The sequence below is a fragment of the Klebsiella sp. genome (assembly GCF_027492335.1).
Classification (GTDB): domain Bacteria; phylum Pseudomonadota; class Gammaproteobacteria; order Enterobacterales; family Enterobacteriaceae; genus Klebsiella; species Klebsiella huaxiensis.
Genome location: NZ_JAPUEW010000042.1, coordinates 73,358 through 91,705, shown reverse-complemented (window position 1 = coordinate 91,705; position 18,348 = coordinate 73,358). Strand labels below are relative to the sequence as shown.

Genomic DNA, 18,348 nt, shown 5'->3' with positions numbered 1-18,348 from the left:
GCTATGAACCAGCCGCAACAGACCGCATGGTGGAAAGAATCCGTTATTTATCAGGTTTACCCAAAAAGCTTTTATGACAGTAATAACGACGGTATCGGCGATATCAAAGGTATTATTGCCAAACTGCCGTATCTCAAGAAGTTAGGTATTACCATGATTTGGGTCTCGCCCTTTTATCAGTCACCGATGGCGGACAATGGTTATGATATTGCCGACTACTATGCGGTGAACCCTGATTTAGGCAAAATGCAGGATGTTGACGACCTTATCAAGCAGGCGTCAGAAATGGGAATACAGGTAATGATCGATCTGGTGGTCAACCACACCAGTGACGAACATCCCTGGTTCCAGGCGGCCCTTGCTGACCCTCAATCAAAATATCGTGATTACTACATTTTCAAACCCGCAGTTGCGGGGGGCGCGCCGAATAACTGGCGCTCCATCTTCGGCGGCAGCGCATGGGAAAAAGTCGCGGGCGAAGAGACCTGGTATCTTCACGTTTTCCATAAAAAACAGCCGGACCTGAACTGGGAAAATCCTCAACTGCGTGAGGAAATCTACTCCATGGTCAACTGGTGGCTGGATAAAGGCATTGCCGGTTTTCGTATTGACGCAATTACGTTTATTAAAAAAGATCAGAACTACGGTTCTTTGCCTGCCGATGGCGTTGATGGCCTGGCGTCCATTAAAAGTAAATCACGTAATCGACCGGGGATTGAGCTATTTCTCAATGAGCTGAAAGAAAAAACGTTCAACCGCCACCGCTGCGTAACCGTGGGCGAAGCGCCGGGCGTCCCTCTGGATGAGTATGATAGCTATATTGGCCCCAATGGCTACTTCGATATGATCTTTGATTTCCACGCTGCGGATATCGATGTCGAAAACGGTTCAGAGTGGTTTAAACAGCGCGACTGGCGTATTAGCGAATTCAGAGAAGCGCTGTTTGCCAGTCAGCGGGCATTTTGCCAGACCGGTTGGGGAACGACGTTTATTGAAAATCATGACCAGCCGCGCGCGCTGTCAAAACTCATCCGCGACGTTGAGTATCAAAATGCGATTGGTGCCAAGGCGCTAGCCGGTATGTATTTTTTCATGCAGGGAACGCCGTTTATTTACCAGGGCCAGGAACTGGGGATGAAAAACTTCCAGCGCACGAGCATTGATGAATTTGATGATATTTCAAGCCTGGATAACTACCATCGCTCTCTGGCGGAAGGATTTACCGGCGAACAGGCTTTAGGCTTTATCAACCAGCGCTCAAGGGATAACTCACGAACCCCCTTCCCGTGGTCCGATGGCGTTAATGCTGGCTTTAACCTGGGCGCGAAGCCCTGGCTGCCTTTCTCCGCACCTGACTTTAGCGTCAATGCGCAAAGCCAGGCTGCTGATGAACATTCCGTTTTCTCTTTTTATCAAACGATGATCGACTTAAGAAATAAGCGCTACCCGCAAGCGCTTATCTACGGTTCATTCGCGCCGATAGAGAACGTAGACGACCGCATCGTGGCCTATGAACGGAAAACGGACACCCAACGCTTTGTCTCTATCACTAATTTAAGTGCCCAACACCTGCCTTTTACGTTTCCGGCGGGCGAAGTGCTCCTCAATAATTACGCCGATATTGGCGCAACCCTGCAACCCTATCAGACCATTCTCGTGAAGGAATGAGTTAAAGATGAACAAATATAAAAATATTGCCATCGAAATTGTTAATACCATTGGCAAGGAAAACATTGCCTCCGCGACGCACTGCGCCACTCGCTTACGTTTGCAGGTGAAAGATCGGCAAAAAATTGATGATGAAAAAATCCGCAACATCAGCGAAGTGAAAGGCGTTTTTTATAATTCGGGTCAGTATCAGATAATCCTTGGTACCGGCATTGTGAATAAAGTCTACCAGGAGTTCGTTAACGAATATCAAGTCGCCGAAGTCAGCAAAGATGAGATGACGAAGCAAAGCACAGGACGCTTACAGCGAGGGATACGCAATTTATCCGACGTCTTTGTGCCGATAGTACCGGTGCTCGGGGCAACCGGTCTGTTCCTCGGCCTGAAGGGCGTTATCTTTAATGACACGGTGCAGGCCTGGTTTGGCGGCAGCGTCGCGGATATTCCCGTGGCCCTGCAAACGCTGACCACGGTACTTTGCGATACCGCCTTTGCCTTTCTTGCGGCATTTATCTGCTGGTCGGCGTTTAAGAAGTTTGGCGGAACCCCGATTATCGGCTTTTTGATCGGCCTGATGCTGGTCTCTCCCGCACTACCGAACGCCTACGACGTAGCGTATGGCAACAGCAGTCCTATTTATGTTTTTGGCTTTATTCCGCTGGTGGGTTATCAGGGGTCGATTCTGACCGCGCTCATCACCGGTATTATCGGCGCGAAACTGGAAATATTTTTCCGCCGGGTGATGCCTAATTCTATGGATCTTATTTTTACACCATTTATTGTCATTCTGATCGCGGTCGCCATCGCCTTATTAATTCTAGGGCCGCTGGTACATGGTTTTGAACATTATGCGGTAATGGCCATCCAGCAATTTTTGACATTACCGGCAGGTATTGGCGGATTGTTAATTGGTTTTATCTATCCGATTGCGGTGATGACCGGGATGCATCATATGTTCATTATGATTGAAACCTCGCTAATTGCGGGTACTGGCTTCAATCCATTAATTACCGTTTGCGCGATGTACGGTTTTGCCAACGCCGCCGTGTGTCTGGCTATTTCGTTAAAATCCAAAAATGTCGCGTTTAAAACCGCGGGTATTTCCGCCACTATTACCCAGCTACTCGGCGTTTCTGAACCCGCTTTGTTCGGGATTGTGATGCAGTCCGGACTCCGCGCTATTATCGTAATGTTAACCAGCTCCGCGCTGGGTGGAATGGTCCTCTCTTTGCTGTCAATAAAAGCCAACTCCTACGGCCTGGCGGTTCTGCTGTCGCCATTAATGTATTTGTATGATCGTTATCAGTTTATTTCCTATATTACCGTCGGAGTCTCCGTATTTATCTTCGCCTTCATAATGACGTTCGTTTTTGTCAATGCGAATAAAACCACGAAAAAGTCTTAGGGGATAACAAAGCCCAATTATTAATTTAACAAGCAGTTAAACAATCCATTTTCAATGGCACAGTAATATGTGCTCTGCACCCCTGTGTTCAGAGCACCGCTTCCTCCTGTACAGGTATTAATAATGAAAGCCTACATGCTTACGCTCTGCGCGCTGGCTTTGCCAGCGCCTGCCCTTGCGACGGATACAACCTTAAGTGAAATTAACGCCCGACTGGAAAAGCTTGAGGCCGAATTGAAACAGTCGCGAATACAATTACAAGATGCCAGCAGCAAAATTAATAATGCGGAAAAAAGAGCCGCCAGAGCCGAGCAAAATGCCGCTCGCGCAGAAGAACGATTGCAAGCCGTTGAACAAAAAACCGATGCAGATCTTGCGTTAATCAAAAGTCAGTCAGCCACTAGCGCAGAAAAAAAAGACGATCGCTCGGAAATAACATTTGGCGGCTATGCGAGAACGGGGATATTGACCAGCAAAGGCACCACTAGCACCGTCGGTCCTTCTCTGACGCCAGCGGGAAGCACCGGGGGAAGCGTTGGTCGCCTTGGCAACGAATCCGATACCTACGTCACTGCTGACATCAACTATCGGCGTAAATATGACAATAATAGCCAGCTGCGTTATTACATGAAAATTGCCGAATGGGATAAAACCTATAATACCGACAGCTCATTCAATGGTCAGATGAACGTGCGTCAGGCGTTTGTGGAAATGAGCGACATTCCCTCGTTCAGCGGCGCATTCAAAAATGCCACGCTATGGGCCGGGAAACGTGAAGACCGGGATAATTTCGATATTCACTGGCTCGACTCCGACATGATGAATTTAATCGGTACCGGGGCCGGCATTTATGATGTGAACGTCTGGGGCGATATTAAGACCAACCTTGCGGTTTACGGACGTAATTTTAATGATATTGATACGATGGAGAACGTTGAATATAACAACATGACCGGGGCTGATAACACCTATATTCAGAACTATACCTTCTCGCTCAATAACCGCCTGGATAACTGGCAGTGGATGTTCAATGGTCTTTACTCGCAGGATAACGATAAGCGGATTAACGACGGGCTGGCCACAGATAAAGCCGCCTCGCGTGGCTTTAACACCATGGTGGCTTATCATGGCGACAGTTTCTATGGCCTGCGCCCCGGCCTGACTAAAACGGTGCTGCTTTATGGCCGCGCGCTGGGTGCGGAAGTGCGCGGGCCGGGTTCCGACGGCTACCTGATTGATCCGGCCTGGACGGTGAAGTTTGCCTCTTACGGCATTACTTCGCTCACTGATAGCCTGAGCCTCGCGCCCCTGGTCGTCGCTCAGAGCAGCAATAATCGCTATATCGATTCCGACCATTACGACTGGGTGACGCTTAATGCCAGAGTGATCCAGCAAATTAACCAAAATTTCGCGCTGCAATATGAGACCAGCTATCAATATATGGATATCGACCCGAAAGGCTTTAACGGCAATAAAGCCGCCAGCGGCAGTTACTACAAGCTCACCTTTGCCCCGACCTTTAAAATGCAGAACGTGACGGACTTTTTTGAACGCCCGGAAATTCGCTTCTTTGCTACATGGATGACCTGGGATAAATCACTGGATAATTACTCTTCCACCGATACCTTCGGCAGCGCCGGTTACCATGGCGCCGGGACGCTCTTCTTCGGCGCTCAGCTCGAAACGTGGTTCTAAAATCGGCTCCTCTTCTGACTCAACTTCGGAAGAGGAGTCTCTGAATTGGCCTCTCTCACCATTTTCAACCACACTAAATCTGCGTAAGGACAGCGAATCTATGTAACATCAACACAACAGCGGGCCATTCTATATGAAAAAAATTGCCATCATCGGCGCAGGGCCTACCGGAATTTATACCCTGTTTGCACTCCTTAAACACCACGAAGCGCTGGACGTGTCGATTTATGAGCAAGCCAATGAAGCGGGCGTGGGCATGCCCTACAGTGATGAAGAAAATTCACGCATGATGCTGGCGAATATCGCCAGTATTGAGATCCCGCCTATTCTGTGCACCTACATCGAGTGGCTAAAAGCCCAGGACAAGGCGCACCTTGCGCGCTATGGCGTAAATTATGACGCTTTGCATGATCGTCAATTTTTGCCGCGTATCCTGCTAGGCGAATACTTTCGCGACCAGTTTATTGGGTTGGTTGCGCAAGCTAAAGAACGAGGCTTCCGGGTGCAGGTTCATGAATCCTGCGCTGTCACCGACCTGCAGGCCACCGCGCAAGGCGTCAGGCTGTGGGCCGAAGGTGAGCAAACAGCAGACGTTTTCAGTCTCGCAGCAATCGCCACCGGCCACGTGTGGCCTGCGCAAGAGGAGTCGACCCGAACTTATTTTCCCAGCCCGTGGTCTGGCCTGATGGAAGCCAACATTCCGCCCTGTCGGGTGGGGATTATGGGCACCTCGCTCAGCGGGATTGATGCAGCAATGGCCGTCGTCGTTCAGCATGGCAGATTTACTGATTCGGACGATGGAGCGTTGACCTTCAGACTGGATAATGACAGCAAGGCGCTCAGTATTGTGTTGATGTCCCGCTCCGGCATTCTGCCCGAAGCCGATTTTTACTGCCCTATTCCCTGGGAACCGCTGCATATCGTCAGCGAAAGTGCTGTCGAAAAAGAGATCGCGGCGGGTGCCGACGGCTTACTCGACCGGGTATTTCTGCTGATGGCGCAGGAAATCGAACTGGCCGACCCGTGCTGGAGCGAGAACATTGCCCTTAACACGCTGGACGCCGACACCTTCAGCGAGGCGTGGTTTCAAAAACGCCAGCAGCACAACCCGTTTCACTGGGCGCGGGCGAATCTCGACGAAGTTGAACGTCATAAGCGAGAGCGTTACACCGTGCCCTGGCGCTACGTTATTTTGCGGCTACACGAAGCCGTTCAGGCGATGGTTCCGCATCTCAACGCTCGGGACCGCGAGCGCTTCAGCCATGGTCTCGCCCGGGTGTTTATTGACTGTTACGCCGCCATTCCCTCCGAGTCTATTCGCCGGCTACTGGCGCTGCGTGAAGCCGGGGTCATCAGCATTCTCGCTCTGGGCGCGGATTATGAGTTATCAGTTGAGCAAGATAAAACGCAGATTATTAGCCGCGATAACCGCTATTTATACGATGTGTTTATTGATGCGCGGGGGCAGAAACCGCTCAAAACCACCGATCTCCCCTTCCCACATTTAAGAAAGCAATTACTGGCGACCAGCGACGATATTCCAGACGTCGGGGACGACTACACATTGCAGGAACCGGCTGAGGTGCGCGGGCGCATTGCATTTGGCGCAATCCCCTGGTTGATGCATGACCAGCCGTTTGTCCAGGGCATCACCGCCTGCGCGGAAATCGGTGCGGCGATAGCGAAAGCAATATCGCAACCGGCGAGCCGCTCACGCAGGCGTTTGCCGTTAATTGACCTTTAAGTTCACATGGATTTAGCTGCCGACGCTTCGTCGCATGTACGCGCATTGGTTCTTGAGTACATTCGATGGGGTGTCAGAAGGTTTTAGACTGGAAGGCGCGACTCTCAGGGCCTCCGTGCCCTGAAAAGAGAGATTTACTCGAAGAAAACGTCAGGATTTTCCGACAGCGAAACGAAGTTTTTGCTGTTTTTATCCAACGCGCGAATATCACCGCTTTCAATATCGTAGAACCAGCCGTGCAGACGCAGGGTATTGTCGCGCAGGCCAACGGCAACAGACGGGTGGGTTTTGATATTATTCAACTGGGCGATGACGTTTTCCTGCACCATCCCATTCACCTTATCGGTCTCATTCGCCCAGGTCTTTTTATCAACCACTGCTTTGGCCGCATCGGAATAATGCAACCAATGGGAAACTGCGGGCATCGTATCCAGACACTGACAGGTCGCGATCGCCTTCATCGCTCCGCAATTGGAGTGGCCGCAAATCACAATATCGGTCACGCCCAGGGCGACGACAGCGTACTCGATAGTGGCGGAAACCCCACCCGGCTCCGGTCCGAAAGAGGGAACGATATTACCGGCATTACGAATAACAAACAGCTGACCCGGATCCTGCTGAGTCACCAGCTCCGGCACCAGGCGGCTATCCGAACAGGAGATGAACAGCGCTTTGGGATTCTGGCTGGACGCCAGGCTGCGGAAGAGCTCTTTACGTTGCGGGAAGATCTCTTTTTGGAAGTTGAGGAAACCCTCAATGATATGTTGCATAGCAGTGTCTCTTTTCTCTGTTTTAATGACGATATGACAAAGATCACATTTAGTCAGTGTATCACTGAAGAGCAGAATGGGAATCGTTATTCGAATAAGAGATTAAAGATCAGACTGATGGCAAATCGATTTTGAAGACCGGCCCCGTATTTTACCAAGTAGCGGCGAGTGCTTGAACTGACCTATAGGATCAACGACGTCTGCGGGCCCGTAGCCCGGACAGGTGTACAGCACCGCCTCCGGGAAAACAACCGCCATTTTTGCCGGCCCATGCAAGCGTGGTGACATTGCGGTAAAGATTGTTTATTTTTTCACTAGAAAACAACGATGAGCGAAGGTCATTGATGACTTCAGCACTAAACATTAATCGGGAGCGTTTATGTTTTTATCCAGCCTGATGGCCATTGCCGCAGTCCTTATCGTGGGCGTGATAAGCCCAGGACCGAGCTTTATTTATGTCGCCCGCAACGCGGTGGCCCGTTCACGCCTTCATGGCCTGGTCACCGCACTGGGGACCGGTACCGGCGCAGCTATCTTTTCGATTATGGCAATGATGGGTCTACAGAAGTTTTTGACGGCGGTACCAGAGATGTTTATCGGCCTGAAGGTTGCCGGTGGCCTGTATCTATTGTGGTTAGGCTATAAAATCTTTCGCAGCGCGGCACAGCCAATGGACTTCACCGCCGGGGGCATAGCGGCAGAACATTCGCTGTTGAAAACCTTCCGTGACGGTCTCTATACCCAGCTCAGCAACCCGAAAACGGCGCTGGTCTTCGCCTCTATTTTTACCGCCCTGCTGCCAGAGCGCATCCCGGTAGCCTTTTACTATATCGTACCGCTGATGAGCTTTCTGATTGATGTCAGTTGGTATTCACTGGTGGCCCTGGTGCTCTCTTCCTCCCGACCGCGCAGCGTCTATCTGCGTCTGAAGCACAAAATCGATATCGTCACCGCCACGGTATTGGGTGCGCTGGGATTGCGCCTGATAGCGACTTCGCTGTCGAAATAACCTCATGGCCCGAGCGCACTCGCTGCTCGGGCTAGCGCTTCCCACTTAAACGGTGTAAATACGAATATCGTGCTCGCGGAACGCATCGCTATATTCACGACTAACATTCTCTTCCACCACCAGCACATCAATGTCGCCGCTTTCGACCACCACAAAGCGCGCCACCGCGGGGATCTTATCCGAAGTCAGGCCCACGATGATTTCGCTGCACTGCTTAATAACCGCTTTTTTAAACTCGCAGTCGGGAAAATCAAATCCAGTGAGACCAGACTCCGGAGCCATCGCGCAGCCGCCGATAAAGCCCTGGTCAAACAACATCCCCTGGATCTGCGCCACGGCGGATGCCCCCACGCAGCCGCCGGTAGCCCGTTGGATCTGGCCGCCCAGCATCACCACGTCATACAGTGGTTTCTTGAGCAGCACCGCGGCGATCTCCGGAGAATTGGTCACTACCGTTAGCGCCAGCTCAACAGGCAGCGCCTCCGCCATCGCCAGATTAGTGGTGCCGGTATCGATAAAAATGCAGCCGCCGGGCTTAACCAGCCTTGCGCACTTCTGCGCGATTCTGCTTTTTATCGCCGTATTCTTATCCTTGCGCTCGCTGTAGTCTCCCGACTCAGGCAGAGTCATAACCGCCCCACCGTAAACCTTCTTGCAAAAACCCTCTTTGCTAAGTTCATGTAAATCACGGCGAATTGTGTGTTCTGATACGCTCAGACGGCTGGCCAGCTCAGCGCAAACCACCCTACCGTTTTCTTGCAGGATCTGGCAAATCAACGCTTGTCGTTGTTTAGGGAAAGCAGCATAATCGAGCACAATAACTCCTGGTAAATCTTTATCGAGCAACAAAGTGCATGATCGTGCATTCTGTGCCTGACTGTCAACACACCGTGTGAAGAGGTTTGAAATGAAAATTGCCCATATCGCCCTATGGACCCGCCAGCTTGAGCAACAGGCCCGTTTTTGGGTGTCGTTCTTTGAAGGCGAAATAAATGAAAAGTATTGCAGCCAGACTAACCTCGGGTTTGAATCTTACTTTGTCAAAATCGGTGATGATATTGCCATTGAACTGATGACCAAACCGGGTCTTAGCGAGCTGAAACAGGATAATAACCACACCGGCTGGGTTCATCTGGCGATAAGCGTTGACGGCGCGCAAAGAGTCGATGCGCTGGCTAAACGCGCCGAGGCGCAAGGTATCCTGGTCTCTGCTCCGCGTACTACCGGCGACGGTTATTACGAAGCGGTTATCAAAGACCCTGATGGCAACCTGGTTGAAATCGTCGCATAGTGTGGGACAAATGCTAAAAAGGAGATGCCCGTGGCCCACTATCGCGTGATAGATAAACAAAGCTGGCCGCGAAAAGATCATTTTGATTTTTATCGCGGTTTTGCCAATCCCAGTTTTAACCTCTGCGTACCCTTAGAAGCACAGCGGTTATACGAGTGCGCAAAAGACCGCGACGTCTCTTTCTTCCAACTGGCGCTCTATGCGCTGATTCGCGCGGCAAACGGGGTACCACAGCTTAAACAGCGCCTGCTGGGCGACGATATTATCGAATATGATGAACTGGCGGTGATGACGCCGGTGATGACCGCTCAGGAAGGGTTCCGCCAGGTATGGTGCGACAACGCCGCCGATTTTAGTACCTTCAGCCGGGCAGCGACGCCGAGCATTAATGCCGCCAAACACACCGCGCCGGCTCCGCTAATTGTCAAAGGCGAGAACTTTTTCTGCGCCAGCTGCCTGCCGTGGCTGCATTTCAGCGCGATTACCCACGCTGAATACTATGTCGGCGCGGCGGTTCCCGCCCTCACCTGGGGTAAGCTAAAAAACGGCATTATCCCGGTAGCAGGCAAGTTTAATCATGCTTTTGTCGACGGCCTGCACGCCAGCCGCTTCTTCGCACGAGTGGAAGAAGGCTTTGCTGAACCCGACACGCTGTGGCAGCCACAATAGAGGGACATGATGAGCAAAACGCTAACCGGCGGCTGCCTGTGCGGCTATATTCGCTTCAGCGCCGTTAACCCAGTCAGCCCGCACAGCTGTTCTTGCGATATGTGTCAGAAACATACCGGTGCTCAGACGGCAGTGTGGCTGGAGTTCACAGCCAAAGACGTCAACTGGACCGGCGATGGCGGCACGCCAGCAGCATGGCGATCGTCACAGAACACCTGCCGCGCCTTTTGCCCACGTTGCGGCAGTTCACTGGGGGCCATTGATGACGGCCCGGTTATCGCCCTGCTGACCGGCGTGTTCGACCAGCCTAATGATAAAATCTTTGCCCCTGAGTTCCACTCATTTGAGGACATGAAGCCGTCATGGTGGCGGCAGATATGCCCTGATGCCAAATAATGATTAACCAGCTACCAGGCCAATCGGCTGGTAGCCCTGCCATTCTGGTTTCGGAGCCACACCTTTGGCGTTGGGCGTGAGATGGAGATACCAGTCACCAACCTTTTCCAACAGTAGGCAATCATCCACTTCTTTAAGATTGTCTTTATGCTGCTGATCGACGCCACAAAGCAGCTTTTGCAACGCTTTGTGCTTCGCGTCTTTCACATCATGTGCGACGAAAAGATCGAATTCATGTAACTCCGCCAGCGTGTCCGGGCGATAGCCACCAGCATTCACAAAAAATAACTTCACATCACTGGATGACGGTTCTTTTGCCAGCGTCACGTCATAACCATCAGCCCAGCTAATACGGCTGTAGCCATCAACATGAATTTTATCCGCATCACCAAACCACGCCTGACGTAACGCGGGCCAGGCCGCCTCTGGCGTCTCTGCCACCACAAACTGAATATCATGTACTTCAATATTCGATTTCCCTGCATTGCCACCAACATAAAACATAAACAAATTCACATTACGCTCCCTGAAAAACGATTCGATATATATAAGACTACATAACGAAATATTCAGCAACCTGTCACTAACATGAAGCAGAGCAAAGGAGGGTTTGTAGGCTGGGTAAGGCGTCAGCCGCCACCCGGCAGAAATGTTAGTGCAACAGCCAGAGGAGCCGCCAAAGAGTGTGAAACCGCCCACTAAGGAGCGGTTTTGCTCATGCAATCATGCAATAAAGGAGAAACGTAGCTTACTCTTCCAGCGCGTAAGCGATAATATCATCGCCAACGTCCGGCGAGTGGCTGGCGCCGCCTGCGGAGATCACCACATACTCTTTCCCGGTCTTCGGTGACTTATAGATAAGCGGAGCCGCCACGGCACCTACCGGCAGGCGGGTGCGCCACAGCTCTTTACCGGTCGATGAATCCAGCGCGCGCAGGTAGTTATCCTGAGTCCCGGCAAAAAATACCAGCCCGGAAGCGGTAGAAGTCGGGCCGCCCAGCGTTGGCATACCCAGTGGAATATGCAGATGCGTTTTCAGGCCCAGCGGACCGGTATCCTCAACCGACCCCATCGGCACCTGCCACATCAACTGACGGGTATTGAGGTCAATCGCGCTCATGGTGCCAAACGGCGGCGTATTGCACGGTACGCCCAGCGCCGATTGCAGAATGTCGATCCGCACGCCGCCGTAAGGCCCGGCAACCTGCGGACGCACGGTGCCCATAAAGCCCGGAACTTCATCGGTGGAGACTTTGTATTTCGCCATATCTTCCTGGCGCACCAGCGACATTCTCAACGGCATCCGCATGTCATTGACGAACAGCGAACCGGTACGCTCATCGATGGTGATGCCACCCCAGTTCATACCGCCCAGCAGGCTAGGCCATTCAATATAGGGCTTCTCTGACGGCGGAGTGTACATCCCCAGATACGTCGATTCTTTGAAGTCAATACGGCACATCAACTGATCAAACGGTGTGACGCCCCACATCGATTTCTCAGTCAGCGGTTCAACGCCCAACTGCGGCATTCCGGTGGAGAACGGTTGAGTCGCCGAGAGATGTTCACCTTCTGCGCCATCGTGAGCAACAGGAAGCTCTTCCACGCGGGTCACCGGCTTGCCCGTCCGACGGTCAAGGACGTAAATCTGCCCGGTTTTGGTGGTCTGGATCAGAACCGGAATCTCTTCGCCCTTGTCGTTTTTCATATGGAACAGCACCGGCTGCGATGGCAGGTCATAGTCCCAGATATCGTGATGCACGGTCTGGAAGACCCACTTTGTCTCCCCGGTGCTGGCATCTACCGCCACGACGGATGAGCCGTATTTCTCTTTAGCCTCGTTGCGATCGCCGCCCCAGTAATCCGGCGGACCGTTACCGGTTGGTAGATAAATCAGGTTCAGCTCTTTATCAAAACCCGGCACCGTCCAGACGTTCGGCGTTTCGAGGGTGTAGACACGACCTTTTTCCGGGTCGGTAATGTTTTCCGGCTGGCCCACGTCCCAGGCCCAGACTACTTTACCGGTACGCACGTCAAACGCGCGCACCACGCCAGACGGCTCGCCGTGCACAATATCGCGCACCCAACCGCCAAGCACCGCAATGTGCCCCATGATCACCGGCGTTGAGGTCGGGTGGTAGCGTTTGCTGTTTTCGGTATTGTCCATGCCCTGTTTCAGATCAACGCTGCCGTGGTCGCCAAAGTCATCGCACAATTCGCCGGTTTTGGCGTTCAGCGCGATCAGGCGTGCATCAACGGTAGAGATCAGAATACGCTGCGGGCACTGCTGTAACGCCGGGCTGGCCTTCTCTTCCGCGCTCAGCGAATCGTCGCTCTGCACATCGTAATAACCCACACCGCGGCAGGTCACGTGTTCGGCGGTCTGCGCCTGTGGGTCAAAACGCCAGCGCGGTTTGCCAGTATCCGCATCCAGTGCGGTGACAACGTTTAGCGGCGTGCAAGAGTACAGCGTGTCGCCAATTTGCAGCGGAGTATTTTCATCGACGCCAATCCCGGCACCGGTAAGACGTCGTCCGGTGTGGTATGTCCAGGCCACCTTCAGGTTTTTAACGTTCTCTGGGGTGATGTCATCGTACGGCGCGAAGCGGGTACCGGACGCATCGCGACCAAAGAATTCCCAGTTATCGCTTTTCGACGCCAGCGTTGGCGTTTTGTCATTACTCGCTTTTACCACGCCGTTATGAATGCCACCATGCGGGTAAAACGCCGATACCAGCGTCGCCAGCAGTATGAGGAAAATCGCCGACGCGCTCCAGTTGGCGTAGCGCACCCGAGCGCGTTTCACCGGCAGCGTGGTCGCTAGCCACAGCGCCAGCATCAGCATTAGCGCCGGAACCACCAGCCGCGGGATCAGGCCCCAGTAGCTGAACTGCACTTCATACAGTGCCCAGCACAGGGTTAACAGGAAAGTCAGAATAGCGAAAGGGAGAACATATTTACTGCGAGTGATAAAGCCGATGGCGATAAGCAGATAAGCCACACCAGCTAGCAGATACCAGGCGCTACCGCCAAGAGAGAGGAGTTTGCCGCCCCAGATAGTGAAAAAGAGCCCTATGCCAAAGCTTAGGAGTACAAAGAGTAACCGGTAGATGGTGAAGAAAATCCCTCTCCCGCTACCTTGTCGTTCGTCCATATTTCATCCCATACGACGTCAGTCGAAAAAACCAAAACATTTATTTTAAACAGTGCGTTATCAAGATGATAAAAGCACGGACCGCATATCATGTTGGTTGGACGCTCAAGACCAGAGCGAAGAACGTAATAAATCATATGCATTTGTAAATGTTATGTAAAATTATACAGCATGAAATGTTTAAAATTTTTTAATTTATAAAAGTAAGTTGATAGTCAAAACCGTTTTAAGCGCTATGAGGGGGTATCGAAATGAAGAGGAGACGGCGATGATGAAAGACTTGCCGACCAGCAGCCCCCTGCTGGCCGGCAATTGAGCCTCAACGTTTAACTCGCGTGCTGACTCACGCCAATCTCGCGTAGTGAAGTGGCAAGATCCAGCTGCGCCAGCTCTTTCAAGCCTTCTCGCTTGATAAACTGACTACGATGCTTGCTCTTAACCTCTTCCAGGCTTTTCTTTATCTCAGTCGGCGGTAATTTATACCAGCCGCGATGATGCTTCACGCCGCCTATTTCCAGCCACAGCTCAGAATAGCTGGTTTTTACTCTGTCACACTTAACATGGTAATGGCTGTCGATAGCATAAATGTCGTTGATATTATAATGTGCTAAAAAACCATACAGCAGAGTGATAATTAAATTTTTCGGTCGAGTACCATAAAGTTCTTTGGTCAGTACTTTGACCTCTTCATTATCAATATCTTTCCCTCCCTGAATACCGCCGATATAGGCACGGCCATCTTCGGTACAGGAAAAACAGATGCTGTAAACGCGTTTATCGTCCAGGAACATTAATAGCATCAGTTCCCCTTCTTCCTGAAAAGGCGACGCCAGCAGCTTCACTTCAATACTGGAGCCGTTTTTCAGGGGAATGGCAATCATCGAACGACCAAACGCCGCCACATCATACAGCTGCGGCAATACCTCAGGGTGGAAGGTTTTCTCTATAAAATTCAAAGCGCCATAAGCGATGTCGAGCTTCGCCCTTTTTGACATTTTCTTGTTTAGATAAGCTTTAAAGGGTTTATCCTCAAAGCTAACCAGCCCCTTCGTTGCACCGGTTAATTTAGAACAAGCGTATTTTTCACATAGAGCCTGATATTCCTTGTATTTACCTCCGGTTAAAGGTATCTCTCTGCATTTACGTAATACCTTTTTATATTTGAGTTTAAAATGACAAATGACTTTATTATTTTTCCGCCATTCTTTGATGGCGGCTACTGCTGTTGTCGATACCATTGACTAAGATCCATAGATACATCCATAACCGCAGCAATATTAACATAATCCCCGCAAGTCAATGTTTAAACCAACATTCGTTGTCGTTTCGTTTAATAAATATCCCCGTCATACTTCAAGCTGCATGTGCTGTTCAAGGCACGAGTGCCTTGTCCTGCAACTCGAATTATTTAGGGTATTGTGTTCTAGTAATTGATATCTGGTTATCAATTATCATTGGCGATCGTCCAGCTATTTTTATCCGTTTAAACTGCATCAAATAGCGCCAGCGCTTACCGGTATGTGCTGTCCACGCTCACGCCGGGTGCATCCGCTGACCGATTTACCTATACTTGCTTACGGTCAAAACTGAACTTAAATGGGTAACTCATGGAAATTGATCTCGACAACCTGGTTTTTAGCGGCCTGGAAGAAGCGCAAGAGCGTAACGCTGAACGTCTTGAAGATGCTGACAAAAAAGCCCAGGCAATCGTTGCCGATGACGACTGCGGCGACGCCTGCAAAATCTAATTGCAAAACCGGCAGCCCTGCCGGTTTTATTTATCTCCCCCTATCGCCGGATCGGACACGGTAAAAAAACTTCTATTGTTCGCCAATAAGAAGAAAAATTTCCTCCGAATGCTCTGTTTTACAGACTTAACTAGCAACTTTTTTCTCTGCCGAGTGCGCTAATATTCCCACTATCGTTCCTGCCGGTCGCATTGACAAACGCGCCCCACAGGCGCACATCAACGTCGAGAAATCACGCCATTGCTCGACGGAATTTTCTGTACCGACCCAGAGGCTCAGTCATGTCACACCGGGAAAGCCGCGTTAAATGGAATATCTTCATTAATGCTCTGAAACAGGAAGTTAAACCCGCTTTAGGATGCACCGAACCGGTCTCGGTCGCCCTCGCCTGTGCCGTCGCGGCGCAGCAGCTGTCCGGCGCGATTGTGCGTATTGAAGTTGCGGTATCACCGAATTTAATGAAAAACGGTATGGGCGTGACTATCCCGGGTACCGGAATGACCGGCCTGCCCATCGCGGCCGCCCTGGGCGCTATCGCCGGCGATCCTCAGGCAAAGCTCGAAGTGCTGAAAAAAACCACCCAACGGGAAATTGATGCCGCCAGAGCGTTGTTAGAAGTCGGAGCCGTGCGCGTGGTATTACAGGATCCCTGTGATGAAATACTCTACGTTCGCGCCAGAGTCTACGCCGGGGATCAGCACACCACGGTCACCATTGTTGGCGACCACACCAACGTAATTTCGATTGAAAAAATGGGTCAGCCTTTGTTTATCAAAGATGAAAGCCGGGTCAGTGACGACATCATTAATCCGCTGGAACGGCTCGCCCACAGTTCACTGCGCGACATTTATGACTTCGTGAGCGTCGTTCCTTGTGAAGAGCTCGACTTTATTCTCGACGCCGGCTCAATGAACAACGCCCTGTCGAAGAAAGGCCTGTCTAAAGACTGGGGCCTGCACATCGGCCCAACGCTCAAACGCCAGGTCGATAAGGGGCTCGTTTCCGACGACATTTTTACCGAGATCCTCTACCGAACTAGCGCCGCGTCAGATGCCAGAATGGGCGGCGCGACGCTACCAGCAATGACAAATTCCGGCTCCGGCAACCAGGGGATCACCGCCACCATGCCGGTGGTGGTGGTTGCCGAACGTCTCAATGCCAGCCAGCAGCAGTTGGCCCGCGCGCTGGCGCTTTCACATCTGGTGGCTATCTATATCCATTGCAAACTCCCGAGGCTATCGGCGCTGTGCGCGACCACCACCGCCGGGATGGGCGCTGCGGCGGGGATTATCTGGTTAATGGACGGCAGCTTTGACAATATCGCCATGGCAGTGAATAACATGATTGGCGACGTCAGCGGCATGATTTGCGATGGCGCTTCCAGCAGTTGTTCAATGAAAGTATCGACCAGTATCTCTTCTGCCTGGAAAGCCATTTTGCTGGCGCTGGATAACTCGGTGGTCTCGGGGAATGACGGAATTGTTGAGCGCGACGTGGAAAATTCCATCCGCAACCTTTGTGATATAGCCGGACGCGCCATGCAGCATACCGACCGGCAAATCATCGAAATCATGGCGCATAAACGTTATTAAGCTGTCTACTCGAGACTAACCTATCGTCCGGGCAAGGTGTCAACCGCAGCCCGGCAAAAATGCCCACTCTCGCTTTATCTCCCTGCGATTACGCATAAAAAAACCACCCTTGCCCGCTGGCATCAGGGTGGTTCGAACTCATGTTTAAAGCTGTAAACTAAACGTGAGGATAATAGGCAAACAGCGCCGGAGCACCACCGGTATGAATAAACATCACCGGACCGTTACCGACGAACCGCGACCTTTTCACGCCATCAATCAAGCCAGCCATTGCCTTGCCGGTATAAACCGGATCTAACATGATCCCTTCCAGCCGCGCCAGCAACTCCACCGCGTGCATCCCTTCAGTGTTCGGCATCCCGTAACGCGGCGCGAAGTAGTCATCCCATAGCGCCAACGGCGACAGTGATTCGACCTTCAACATAGCGGATAATTCGCGCTGCAGCTTCTCAACCTTAGGCTGTTGATCGCCGACCTGGCGAGAAACAGTTACCCCTATGACCTTCATATCAGGTTGGCAGTAAGCAAACCCCACCGCCAATCCGGCATGCGTCCCCGCGCTCCCTGATGGCACCACGACGGACTGAACATTGAGGCTCATCTGGTCGCACTGTTCAGCGATTTCTAAAGCGCAATCAACGTAGCCCAATGAACCCAGCGCATTCGAGCCGCCAACGGGGACAATATAGGGTTTCGCACCTTTTGCCGAAAGCTGGTCGCTAAGCGCCTGCAACTGCGCATCCGGGTCATTAAGCTCATCAACCATTTCAATCTGGCAGCCCATCAGACTAAACAACAGATGGTTACCGTTGTAGAGATAGTTGGATTCTGTGGTTTGAATTGGATTTTCCAGCAACGCTGCGCATTTCAGTCCTAAATGTGCGGCCACGGCGGCGGTCTGACGTACATGGTTGGACTGAATCGCCCCGGCAGTCACCAGTGTATCGCAGCCTTTACTGAGGGCATCGGCCGCCAGAAACTCCAGCTTTCTGAGCTTATTGCCGCCCATACCAAGATGTGAAACATCATCGCGTTTAATATAGATATCGCGCTGTAAATATTCCGACAGCCGCTTCAGATGCTGAACAGGCGTAACGCCACCGACCAACTCTACGCGCGGTAACGTATTCAAAAACTCTTTTATGGACATAGACACTATCCTTTCTCAAAAAAACGGCGGCCATCAGCCGCCGTAGAGTCTTATTGA

The 18,348-nt window shown here is 51.6% G+C and carries 16 protein-coding genes; 10 read left to right on the top strand and 6 right to left on the bottom strand.

The genetic code is table 11. The features are described 5' to 3' along the window. The first annotated feature begins 3 nt into the window (after window positions 1–3). From QVF11_RS12365 to QVF11_RS12350, 4 genes are all read left to right on the top strand, one after another. On the top strand, window positions 4–1,668 hold the full coding sequence (locus tag QVF11_RS12365; RefSeq protein WP_287857185.1) for an alpha-glucosidase: 1,665 nt from the start codon (window positions 4–6) through the stop codon (window positions 1,666–1,668). A gap of 7 nt (window positions 1,669–1,675) precedes the next feature. Continuing rightward, on the top strand, window positions 1,676–3,073 hold the full coding sequence (locus tag QVF11_RS12360) for a PTS transporter subunit EIIC (RefSeq protein WP_142513958.1): 1,398 nt from the start codon (window positions 1,676–1,678) through the stop codon (window positions 3,071–3,073). A 123-nt stretch (window positions 3,074–3,196) separates the two neighbouring features. After that, on the top strand, window positions 3,197–4,768 hold the full coding sequence (locus QVF11_RS12355) for a carbohydrate porin (protein ID WP_287857182.1): 1,572 nt from the start codon (window positions 3,197–3,199) through the stop codon (window positions 4,766–4,768). 133 nt (window positions 4,769–4,901) lie between these two features. Further along, window positions 4,902–6,512 (top strand): FAD-NAD(P)-binding protein, encoded by a 1,611-nt coding sequence (locus QVF11_RS12350; RefSeq protein ID WP_287857180.1) that lies wholly within the window; start codon window positions 4,902–4,904, stop codon window positions 6,510–6,512. 134 nt (window positions 6,513–6,646) lie between these two features. On the opposite strand, the gene QVF11_RS12345 is transcribed toward QVF11_RS12350, so the two are convergent. Further along, window positions 6,647–7,282: a carbonic anhydrase gene (locus QVF11_RS12345; RefSeq protein WP_110273955.1), complete on the bottom strand. Its 636-nt coding sequence runs from the start codon at window positions 7,280–7,282 to the stop codon at window positions 6,647–6,649. 379 nt (window positions 7,283–7,661) lie between these two features. Between QVF11_RS12345 and QVF11_RS12340 the strand changes: the two genes are divergently transcribed. Beyond that, a complete protein-coding gene (locus QVF11_RS12340; RefSeq protein ID WP_112216997.1) occupies window positions 7,662–8,291 on the top strand; it encodes a LysE family translocator in 630 nt (209 codons plus the stop codon). A gap of 45 nt (window positions 8,292–8,336) precedes the next feature. Here the strand turns inward: QVF11_RS12340 and QVF11_RS12335 are convergent, their stop codons facing one another. After that, the gene (locus QVF11_RS12335) at window positions 8,337–9,107 is read right to left on the bottom strand and encodes a DeoR/GlpR family DNA-binding transcription regulator (RefSeq protein ID WP_112216996.1); all 771 of its coding nucleotides are present in this window, start codon (window positions 9,105–9,107) and stop codon (window positions 8,337–8,339) included. A 91-nt stretch (window positions 9,108–9,198) separates the two neighbouring features. Between QVF11_RS12335 and QVF11_RS12330 the strand changes: the two genes are divergently transcribed. The 3 genes from QVF11_RS12330 to QVF11_RS12320 are packed head-to-tail and all read left to right on the top strand — an operon-like array spanning window position 9,199 to window position 10,647. Continuing rightward, window positions 9,199–9,582, top strand: a complete 384-nt coding sequence (locus QVF11_RS12330; protein ID WP_142513962.1) for a VOC family protein — start codon at window positions 9,199–9,201, stop codon at window positions 9,580–9,582. A 30-nt stretch (window positions 9,583–9,612) separates the two neighbouring features. Then, window positions 9,613–10,251 (top strand): CatA-like O-acetyltransferase, family 1, encoded by a 639-nt coding sequence (locus QVF11_RS12325; RefSeq protein WP_185930830.1) that lies wholly within the window; start codon window positions 9,613–9,615, stop codon window positions 10,249–10,251. 9 nt (window positions 10,252–10,260) lie between these two features. Next, window positions 10,261–10,647: a GFA family protein gene (locus tag QVF11_RS12320; RefSeq protein WP_287857330.1), complete on the top strand. Its 387-nt coding sequence runs from the start codon at window positions 10,261–10,263 to the stop codon at window positions 10,645–10,647. A 3-nt stretch (window positions 10,648–10,650) separates the two neighbouring features. Here QVF11_RS12320 and QVF11_RS12315 read toward each other — a convergent pair whose 3' ends face one another. From QVF11_RS12315 to QVF11_RS12305, 3 genes are all read right to left on the bottom strand, one after another. Beyond that, window positions 10,651–11,163 (bottom strand): DUF1543 domain-containing protein, encoded by a 513-nt coding sequence (locus QVF11_RS12315; RefSeq protein ID WP_182239230.1) that lies wholly within the window; start codon window positions 11,161–11,163, stop codon window positions 10,651–10,653. Window positions 11,164–11,395: 232 nt separating this feature from the next. Next, complete coding sequence (locus tag QVF11_RS12310) at window positions 11,396–13,801, bottom strand: membrane-bound PQQ-dependent dehydrogenase, glucose/quinate/shikimate family (RefSeq protein ID WP_287857174.1); 2,406 nt, start codon at window positions 13,799–13,801, stop codon at window positions 11,396–11,398. 326 nt (window positions 13,802–14,127) lie between these two features. After that, window positions 14,128–15,039: a DUF535 family protein gene (locus tag QVF11_RS12305; protein WP_112216990.1), complete on the bottom strand. Its 912-nt coding sequence runs from the start codon at window positions 15,037–15,039 to the stop codon at window positions 14,128–14,130. Between the two features lie 369 nt (window positions 15,040–15,408). Here QVF11_RS12305 and QVF11_RS12300 point away from each other — a divergent pair, with 369 nt between their 5' ends. Further along, window positions 15,409–15,549 carry a hypothetical protein gene (locus QVF11_RS12300; RefSeq protein ID WP_004102786.1) on the top strand — a complete coding sequence of 47 codons (141 nt, stop codon included), beginning with the start codon at window positions 15,409–15,411 and terminating at the stop codon, window positions 15,547–15,549. A gap of 281 nt (window positions 15,550–15,830) precedes the next feature. Continuing rightward, window positions 15,831–17,141: an L-cysteine desulfidase family protein gene (locus QVF11_RS12295; protein ID WP_287857170.1), complete on the top strand. Its 1,311-nt coding sequence runs from the start codon at window positions 15,831–15,833 to the stop codon at window positions 17,139–17,141. A gap of 157 nt (window positions 17,142–17,298) precedes the next feature. On the opposite strand, the gene QVF11_RS12290 is transcribed toward QVF11_RS12295, so the two are convergent. Continuing rightward, entirely contained in the window at window positions 17,299–18,291 is a 993-nt protein-coding gene (locus tag QVF11_RS12290) for a D-cysteine desulfhydrase (protein ID WP_110273941.1), read from the bottom strand. Window positions 18,292–18,348 lie beyond the last annotated feature (57 nt).

Excerpts from the sequence above, each read along its gene's own strand:
- QVF11_RS12295 (WP_287857170.1), top strand. The coding sequence starts at position 15,831 with ATGTCACACCGGGAAAGCCGCGTTAAATGGAATATCTTCATTAATGCT.
- QVF11_RS12320 (WP_287857330.1), top strand. The coding sequence starts at position 10,261 with ATGAGCAAAACGCTAACCGGCGGCTGCCTGTGCGGCTATATTCGCTTC.
- QVF11_RS12345 (WP_110273955.1), bottom strand. The coding sequence starts at position 7,282 with ATGCAACATATCATTGAGGGTTTCCTCAACTTCCAAAAAGAGATCTTC.
- QVF11_RS12340 (WP_112216997.1), top strand. The coding sequence starts at position 7,662 with ATGTTTTTATCCAGCCTGATGGCCATTGCCGCAGTCCTTATCGTGGGC.
- QVF11_RS12350 (WP_287857180.1), top strand. The coding sequence starts at position 4,902 with ATGAAAAAAATTGCCATCATCGGCGCAGGGCCTACCGGAATTTATACC.
- QVF11_RS12360 (WP_142513958.1), top strand. The coding sequence starts at position 1,676 with ATGAACAAATATAAAAATATTGCCATCGAAATTGTTAATACCATTGGC.
- QVF11_RS12290 (WP_110273941.1), bottom strand. The coding sequence starts at position 18,291 with ATGTCCATAAAAGAGTTTTTGAATACGTTACCGCGCGTAGAGTTGGTC.
- QVF11_RS12355 (WP_287857182.1), top strand. The coding sequence starts at position 3,197 with ATGAAAGCCTACATGCTTACGCTCTGCGCGCTGGCTTTGCCAGCGCCT.
- QVF11_RS12330 (WP_142513962.1), top strand. The coding sequence starts at position 9,199 with ATGAAAATTGCCCATATCGCCCTATGGACCCGCCAGCTTGAGCAACAG.
- QVF11_RS12310 (WP_287857174.1), bottom strand. The coding sequence starts at position 13,801 with ATGGACGAACGACAAGGTAGCGGGAGAGGGATTTTCTTCACCATCTAC.
- QVF11_RS12365 (WP_287857185.1), top strand. The coding sequence starts at position 4 with ATGAACCAGCCGCAACAGACCGCATGGTGGAAAGAATCCGTTATTTAT.
- QVF11_RS12305 (WP_112216990.1), bottom strand. The coding sequence starts at position 15,039 with ATGGTATCGACAACAGCAGTAGCCGCCATCAAAGAATGGCGGAAAAAT.
- QVF11_RS12300 (WP_004102786.1), top strand. The coding sequence starts at position 15,409 with ATGGAAATTGATCTCGACAACCTGGTTTTTAGCGGCCTGGAAGAAGCG.